Below are 7867 nucleotides of genomic sequence, written 5' to 3'. Positions count from 1 at the left end.
TGATTGTGATAATGGGTACGAGCGGAACGCTCGTACTAGCACAAAGAATTCCTATAACGATAATAATTAAAAAAGTTGCTTTTTTGTCATTCCGATAGAGGAGGAATCTCAACACACAAGAGCAACAATCGAAGATTCTTCCTTCGTCAGAATGACAAAGTTGGAGAGTTAAAAGCCTAATTTAAAAACATAGCGCTCCCGCACTAGGTCTAAATATTGCAGCAAAAACAATAATTAAAAAAGCTGTTTTTTTGTCATTACCACAGGCGAAGCAATCTCAATAAACGAGAGCAACAAACAAAGATTCTTGCTTTGTCAGAATGACAAAGATGGAGAGTTAAAAGCCTAACTTAATGAATTGCACATGAACGAGACGCTCGCTCTACCTACAACTAACAAGTGCAATTATTTTAACTAATAATAGATTTGTTTTAAATATAAAAGGAAATAATTACAGATTGATTGTAAAAATCAGTTATGATTATCAAATGGTTTGGCTTTGTTTTATTGAAACGCACTCCGAATACGACAAGATTAAGGCTGTTAAAATCTAACTATTATGAATATAAAACCTATAAAAACCATAAAATAAGTACAATCAAGCTCTCGAAAGACCTATAACAATCTTTGATGCAAAATTGAATTCTCCAGAGGAGATGAATTAGAAGTACTTGGTATTTTAATTGACCGATATGAAAATGAAAATCTTCCAATTGGTTTGCCCGATTCTATAAAAGTAATTACATTCACAACGGAGCAGATGGGTTATTCTCAAACTGATTTAGCAAATATTATAGGACTGAAAAGTCGAGCTTATAAAATTTTAAATCGCAAAAGAAAGCTTTCTTTAGCTACGATAAGATAACTTCATGACAGATTTCATATCCCAATCGATAGCTTAATACAAGCTTATTAACATGTATCTCTCTGTAATTTTTATTAAACAATTAACTCTTTTGAGATACCTGAAACACTCGCATAAAATTGAAAATGAATCTTTTTGTTGTAATTTTGAATTTTCGACAATTTATTTTAAGAAAGATTTGCCAAAATTTATCTTAATCTAAGTAAAAGTCACAAAACTAAAAAAAACAAATTGCAAGCTGATGAATCTATCTAAATTATTCAAGGAATTCTATGAAAGTGAAAAAGCTGGAGGATTAATTTTACTTTTTGTAACTATTATTTCATTAGCATTAGCTAACTCGCCTATTCAGTCTAGTTATATTGGCTTTTGGCAATATGATATGGGCGGTCATAGCATTACGCATTGGATTAACGATGCACTAATGGCGGTATTCTTTTTGTTAATTGGATTAGAATTAGAACGTGAAATTTATAAAGGTGAACTCTCTGATATAAAGAATGCCTCCTTCCCAATTATAGGTGCAATGGGCGGCTTTATTATTCCTGCTACTATCTTTCTTTTATTTAATTATGGAACTGCTACACAATCAGGAGCGGGAATTCCAATGGCGACCGATATAGCTTTTGCAATTGGTATTTTATCGTTATTAGGAAATAGAGTTCCTGTATCATTAAAAATATTTTTAACAGCATTAGCTGTAATCGATGATTTGATTGCTATTATTGTCATTGCCATTTTTTACACAAAAACACTTGTATGGTCAAACTTATTGCTCGCCTTGGCAGTATTTGCGGTACTATTATTACTTAACCGACTCAAAGTTAAAAGTCTAATTCCATATCTTTTAGGCGGAGCTGTCATGTGGTTTTTTATGTATAATTCAGGAGTTCATGCCACAATTACAGGAGTATTATTAGCTTTTGCAATTCCGTTTGGTAACGGCGATGAAAAATCCACGTCTTATGTATTACAACACTTTTTACATAAGCCAGTTGCTTTTATAATCTTGCCTCTTTTCGCTATTGCAAATACAAGCATCGCCATAGGATCTGATTGGCAAAATGGTTTAGGGGAAGCAAATAGTATAGGAATCTTAGCTGGTTTAATCATTGGAAAACCGTTAGGGATTTTTGCCTTTGCTTTTACTGGGGCATTAATCGGGCTTTGCAAATTACCAAAAGACTTAAAATGGAAAAACATTATTGGTGTTGGATTTTTGGGAGGAATAGGATTTACTATGTCTATTTTTATTACGATACTCGCTTATGAAGATGTTGCACTGATCAATAGTTCCAAAATCGCAATTATCATTGCTTCAATTATTGCAGGATTTATAGGTTTTATGCTTTTAAAATTTACACTTAAACCAACTTTGCAAAAAGAAATTTAAGGTGTTATAATTTAAAAAAAACAATAACAAACTTAAATAAAAATATGGTTTAAAATCTTGTAAATAAGTTTTAAAACGACAACTAAAAAAAACGTCTAGAACTATTAAAAAAATCAAGTTCAGTTAAGTCTTAATGACATTGACTAAACTTGATTTTTCATAAAAATTCTATTAAAATATAAATTATTATTGTTTTCTTCTTCGATATAAGTGCGCAGCTGCTAATATTACACCTGCAAAAATTAATATAGAAAACCACCAAAACATAGGTAGTCCAAAGAATGAGTACGCATCTGTAGGCACTTTTACTGTATCAACCATAATAATATATTTTTACACAATTTACGTAATAATTATTAAACACTAGATTACAACTTCACATTTCGCAATCGTAAAGCATTAGCTATTACTGAAACCGAGCTAAAACTCATTGCCAAGGCTGCAATCATTGGTGAAAGCAATAGTCCGAAAAACGGATATAGAACCCCAGCTGCAATTGGAATACCAAGTACATTATAAAAGAACGCAAAAAACAAGTTTTGATTAATATTTTTCATAACGGCGTGACTTAGATTTTTGGCTTTAACAATTCCTTGTAAATCACCTTTTACTAGTGTAATTTTAGCACTCTCTATAGCTACATCAGTTCCAGTTCCCATTGCAATTCCTATATCGGCCTGCGCCAAAGCTGGAGCATCATTAATTCCGTCTCCTGCCATTGCAACAATTTTTCCTTCGGCTTGTAAGCGCTTAATTTCATTCAATTTGTCCTCTGGCAAACAACCTGCTTTAAATGATGTTAAATTTAATTCTTCAGCTACTGCTTTTGCTGTATTTTCGTTATCACCAGTAAGCATAATCACCTCAACACCTTGTGCAATTAACTCTTTTATAGCAGCTACACTTGTTTCTTTGATCGCATCGCTAATAGAAATAAAACCTAAAGCCAATTTATCAATTGCAATATATGAAACCGTTTTTCCCAACTTCTGTTCAGCAATGACTTTAGCTTCTAAATCGACTGAAATTGATGCTCCCACTTGCTCCATTAAACTTTTATTGCCAAATGACACTTTATTATAAGCAACAGTTCCAACGACTCCTTTCCCAGAAATAGCTTCAAAGTCATTTACTTCTATCAATGAAGCATCTTTTAATTTAGCGTATTGAACTACGGCTTGCGCCAAAGGATGCTCACTGTATTGATTTAATGAAGCACAATATTTTAATAATTCATTGTCCTTGTTATCTGTAGAAAACACTTTTTCAACAGAAGGTTTTCCTTCCGTAATTGTTCCTGTTTTATCGGTGATCAGAACATCTACTTTATTCATATTTTCTAAAGCTTCAGCATTTTTTATCAACACGCCACTATGCGCTCCTTTACCCACACCAACCATTACTGACATGGGTGTTGCTAAACCTAAAGCACACGGACAAGCAATGATTAAGACAGCAATCGCATTAATAAATCCATAAACTAATGCTGGCTCCGGGCCAAAATTTGCCCAAACGATAAAAGTTATAACAGATGCCAAGACCACTGTAGGTACAAAATATTTCGCAATTTTATCAGCTACTTTTTGGATAGGTGCTCTTGAGCGACTTGCAGAATTGACCATTTGAACAATTTGCGAAAGCAGAGTTTCTGAACCCACTTTTTCAGCAATCATTACAAATGATTTGTTTCCGTTTATGGTTCCCGCAATAACGACATCATTTATTTTTTTATCAACGGGAATTGGTTCACCCGAAATCATAGATTCATCAATCGTGCTTTCTCCAGTCGTAATTTTCCCATCAACAGGAACTTTATCTCCAGGTTTTACGCGCAATAAATCTCCTTTTTTAATGGCATGAATAGCAATCAATTTATCTTCACCATCAATGACTAAAGTTGCTTCGGTTGGTGCTAGTTTTAACAATTCTTTTATAGCACCACTCGTTCTACTATGTGCTTTGGCTTCTAACAATTGTCCTAATAATACTAACGTTAATATAACAGTCGTCGCTTCAAAGTATAAGTGAACCGTGCCATGATGTGTTTTAAATTCGTCAGGGAAAATATCAGGGAAAAACAAACCAATTAAACTAAATAAGAAAGCCACACTCGATCCAATACCTATTAATGTGAACATATTTAAGTTCCATGTCAAAATCGATTTCCAAGCGCGCACAAAAAATATCCAACATGCATAAAAAACAACTGGAAGTGATAATATTAATTGTACCCAATTCCATGTTTGCGTGTCTAGTATTTTTAGTAGCGGATTGTGAGGAATCATATCTGACATCGAAATAATGAAAATAGGCACTGTAAATAAAAGTGCTATTTTCATTTTGTGCCACAATTCATTATAGGCTTTATTTTCGGCACTGTCTTTTGGTTCTAGTGGAACTAAATCCATACCGCAAATAGGGCAAGATCCAGGATGGTCTTGTTCTATTTCTGGATGCATAGGGCAAGTGAATACTGTTTTTGCAGCTTCAAGGTCTGGTGCTTTGACTAAATCCATTCCGCACACGGGACAATCGCCTGGATCATCATAGACTTTTTCGCCTTCGCAAAACATAGGACAATAATATTTTCCAGCAGCATTTTTTGGTAATTCAACAACCACTTCTTCTACTGGTAATTTTAAATCATTTGGATTGAACACCTTGATAGAATATTTTCCTGCAGCAGTAAGTACTTCCTGAAATTGAGTCGTTTGCACAGGCTTTTGCATACTAATAGTGGCAACAGGAGGGTCTAAAGTAACCTTTGCCTCTATTCCTTCCATGACATTTAATGCTTTTTCTACTTTGGTTCGGCAACCATCGCAAAACATTCCCGTTATCGTATATTTATAAGTCATTATGATGTAGTATTTATTTCGTAAACAAAAATACTATTATCAATTACAAAAACACTTATACAATTCTGGTTCTGTTGTGCATCATTTATAGATTTTCGAGCGATTTCCTTTTTTGCTCTTTCGCATTTTTAAAACAAGTTGGTGTTAAACCAGTTACCTTTTTAAATTGTTTGCTTAAGTGTGATGGACTGCTATAATGAAGTTTAAATGCAATTTCGTTTAGTGACAACTCGTCATAAACAAGTAGTTCCTTTACTCTCTCTATTTTTTGGAATATATAATATTGTTCAATAGTAGTATTTTCTTGTTGCGAAAAAACACTACTAATATGACTGTAGTCTTGAACAATTGATGACACTATATAATCAGACAAATTAGTTGTGAAATGATTGTCATTAAAATAAACTAAATCAGTAATCAAATTTTTAACTTTTTCCACCACCCGACTTTTTTTATCATCGATGATCTCAAAACCTAAAGCCACTAATTTTTTATTTAGTAATTGCTCTTGATCTTTATTTAGATTTTCTAAAGTCGTTGCCGTTCCCAGTTCTACTAAAATAGGGTGAAGTCCAAACTTTTCTAGCTCAGACTCCACCATCATTATACAGCGACTGCAAACCATGTTCTTAATATAAAGCTTCATTTTTATTTAATAGTCTCCACTACTTCACCACACTTCAACATTTTAGAACCATAATATGGATTTAAAACTGCATTTTCTTTACTCAACCAGTGAGCGCCTTTTCCATCATTAGCCATTGGACAAAACTGATAATAAACGGCTGAATCATACTTAGCCACTTTTACCAAATCGTACATTTTTTTAGACAAAGACACAAAAAGTACTCTTTGTGATTTTATGTCTTCAGTAGCAGCGATACCTTTGGCATCAGCCATGACGTTTTTCATTACTTTCATCCAAACTCTATGAACATCTTTATTAAGTTCATTCATCTTTACTTTATTTAGCGAAGCAGATAGTAATTTTGCTTTAGCTGCAGCCGATACTCCATCGGTTTTTACTAATTCATCTTTTAATAAAAAGTAATTTGTAAAAACTGTATTTAGGTTTTTATCAGCTAGATCGATACCAGATGAATAATCTAACGAATGAACTAATTGTACTTGTAAATTTAGCTCTTTTGACTGGTTGTAATTCACAATTGCATTTGCATTTGAGATTGAAATCAATACTAAAAGCACTGCCATTGTATTCTTAAATTTTTTCATTTTTATAAAGTTTTTAGGGTACAATTTTATTGCGGAAATTTAATTTAACTAAATCAATTTTAAAATATGGTTGCGTTTAAATTTAGTGAATTAATATGGGTTAGCTCTGTTAAGACAATTGAATTTACTTTCCAATTCATTTTATTTTTTCGATGACAAAAAAACATTGAATTTAAGTAGAAAATTAAATATTTCTCGATTGCAAACTTTAAAATTAACTACTTTTTTACTCCTAATATGGCGTTCATCAACGACTGCGAAATCGATAATATTATACTAAATAATAGCGCAGTCCAGAACGAATCAACGCTAAATCCGCCTACAATATTGGTACATAATAAAATTAAAAGGGCATTAATAACTAATAAAAACAGACCCAGTGTAAGAATAGTAACTGGCAGTGTAAAAATCACTAAGATAGGTTTGATAAAAATATTTAGTAGACCAAGTACAATGGCAACAAATAAAGCAGTTGTAAAAGTTGCCACATGAACTCCAGGCATTATGTTGGCAATAATAATTACTAATATTGCTGTAACTAAGATTTTGATAAGTAATTTCATTTCTGCTCTTTTAATTTTTAATAAATGTAGTAAAATAACTAGTCTAAAGGCAAGTCGATAAAAGATATTACTTTTTGATAAAATTCAGCTGGGTTTTCAGCATGAAGCCAATGACCAGCATTTTCAATTGTTGCTATACTTGAATTAGGAAAATGCTTTTTTATATTCTCGAAATCACTGTCAAGAATATATTTTGAATTTCCACCACGAATAAACAACGTTGGCTTATCAAATACTAAATCATCAGGAAGCGCAACTCCTATTTCGTCCATTGAATGATTGAAAACCGCTAAGTTAAAGCGAAAGGCTAATTGACCTGGCTCAAGCCAATATAAATTTTTCATCAGGAATTGGCGTGTACCAAAATCAGAAATAAAATTTTTTAAAATTACTTCCACGTCAGATCGACTAGGTTTGATTGAAAAATCAACGGTATTCAATCCCGCCAAAATATCTTGATGATGCTGCGGATAAAATTTTGGACCTATATCAGCAACAATCAATTTATTTAGCAATGCTGGATGTCTAGCTGCTAATAGCATCGCTACTTTACCACCCATAGAATGACCTATTATTAAAACCTTTTTCAGTTTTTGAAATTGACAGTACTCAAAAATGTCTTGCGCCATAATATCATAACTAAACTCATCTGATTGTAAACTTCGACCGTGGTTACGCAAATCAAGTGTGTGTACTTCAAAAGTACTTGCAAATTGTGTGGCTAGTGTCTTCCAGTTATCAGACATTCCTAAAAATCCGTGAAGGATTAGTAGAGGCTGACCAGAACCTTCTATTTTTGAATATAACATTTAATTGTAGATTGAAGAGTAACGATTTGAAATTACAGACATAAATAAGTTTTTTGAGGTCAGTAGTTACGAACATATAATTTTAGATTGATATATTTTTTCTGACTTGACCATTCTGACTATCAAATTATTAAATATTGTTTCTT

Annotated in this window: 8 protein-coding genes; 2 read left to right on the top strand and 6 right to left on the bottom strand. The window is 32.6% G+C overall.

Annotated features, from left to right (window positions below; genetic code table 11):
• Positions 1-404 precede the first annotated feature (404 nt).
• Together RCH18_RS15775 and nhaA are read left to right on the top strand one after the other, a co-directional pair.
• The gene (locus tag RCH18_RS15775; RefSeq protein WP_326937736.1) at positions 405-554 is read left to right on the top strand and encodes a type II toxin-antitoxin system HigB family toxin; all 150 of its coding nucleotides are present in this window, start codon (positions 405-407) and stop codon (positions 552-554) included.
• Between the two features lie 552 nt (positions 555-1106).
• On the top strand, positions 1107-2258 hold the full coding sequence (nhaA, locus tag RCH18_RS15770; RefSeq protein ID WP_326937735.1) for a Na+/H+ antiporter NhaA: 1152 nt from the start codon (positions 1107-1109) through the stop codon (positions 2256-2258).
• A 186-nt stretch (positions 2259-2444) separates the two neighbouring features.
• Here nhaA and RCH18_RS15765 read toward each other — a convergent pair whose 3' ends face one another.
• The 6 genes from RCH18_RS15765 to RCH18_RS15740 form a co-directional block, all read right to left on the bottom strand.
• Positions 2445-2579 carry a hypothetical protein gene (locus RCH18_RS15765; RefSeq protein WP_326937734.1) on the bottom strand — a complete coding sequence of 45 codons (135 nt, stop codon included), beginning with the start codon at positions 2577-2579 and terminating at the stop codon, positions 2445-2447.
• A 47-nt stretch (positions 2580-2626) separates the two neighbouring features.
• On the bottom strand, positions 2627-5116 hold the full coding sequence (locus tag RCH18_RS15760) for a heavy metal translocating P-type ATPase (protein ID WP_326937733.1): 2490 nt from the start codon (positions 5114-5116) through the stop codon (positions 2627-2629).
• A gap of 85 nt (positions 5117-5201) precedes the next feature.
• Entirely contained in the window at positions 5202-5762 is a 561-nt protein-coding gene (locus tag RCH18_RS15755) for a helix-turn-helix domain-containing protein (protein WP_326937732.1), read from the bottom strand.
• A 2-nt stretch (positions 5763-5764) separates the two neighbouring features.
• The gene (locus RCH18_RS15750; protein ID WP_326937731.1) at positions 5765-6349 is read right to left on the bottom strand and encodes a DUF3347 domain-containing protein; all 585 of its coding nucleotides are present in this window, start codon (positions 6347-6349) and stop codon (positions 5765-5767) included.
• Between the two features lie 218 nt (positions 6350-6567).
• Positions 6568-6912 carry a phage holin family protein gene (locus tag RCH18_RS15745; protein ID WP_326937730.1) on the bottom strand — a complete coding sequence of 115 codons (345 nt, stop codon included), beginning with the start codon at positions 6910-6912 and terminating at the stop codon, positions 6568-6570.
• Between the two features lie 38 nt (positions 6913-6950).
• Positions 6951-7721: an alpha/beta fold hydrolase gene (locus RCH18_RS15740; protein WP_326937729.1), complete on the bottom strand. Its 771-nt coding sequence runs from the start codon at positions 7719-7721 to the stop codon at positions 6951-6953.
• Positions 7722-7867: the final 146 nt, after the last annotated feature.

Origin of the sequence: Flavobacterium sp. PL11 (genome assembly GCF_035985025.1) — a bacterium.
Classification (GTDB): Bacteria; Bacteroidota; Bacteroidia; order Flavobacteriales; family Flavobacteriaceae; genus Flavobacterium.
This window is presented reverse-complemented; position numbering and strand designations above follow the sequence as displayed.

Coding starts and splice junctions, on each gene's coding strand:
- nhaA (WP_326937735.1), top strand. CDS start 1,107: ATGAATCTATCTAAATTATTCAAGGAATTCTATGAAAGTGAAAAAGCT.
- RCH18_RS15765 (WP_326937734.1), bottom strand. CDS start 2,579: ATGGTTGATACAGTAAAAGTGCCTACAGATGCGTACTCATTCTTTGGA.
- RCH18_RS15760 (WP_326937733.1), bottom strand. CDS start 5,116: ATGACTTATAAATATACGATAACGGGAATGTTTTGCGATGGTTGCCGA.
- RCH18_RS15755 (WP_326937732.1), bottom strand. CDS start 5,762: ATGAAGCTTTATATTAAGAACATGGTTTGCAGTCGCTGTATAATGATG.
- RCH18_RS15750 (WP_326937731.1), bottom strand. CDS start 6,349: ATGAAAAAATTTAAGAATACAATGGCAGTGCTTTTAGTATTGATTTCA.
- RCH18_RS15745 (WP_326937730.1), bottom strand. CDS start 6,912: ATGAAATTACTTATCAAAATCTTAGTTACAGCAATATTAGTAATTATT.
- RCH18_RS15740 (WP_326937729.1), bottom strand. CDS start 7,721: ATGTTATATTCAAAAATAGAAGGTTCTGGTCAGCCTCTACTAATCCTT.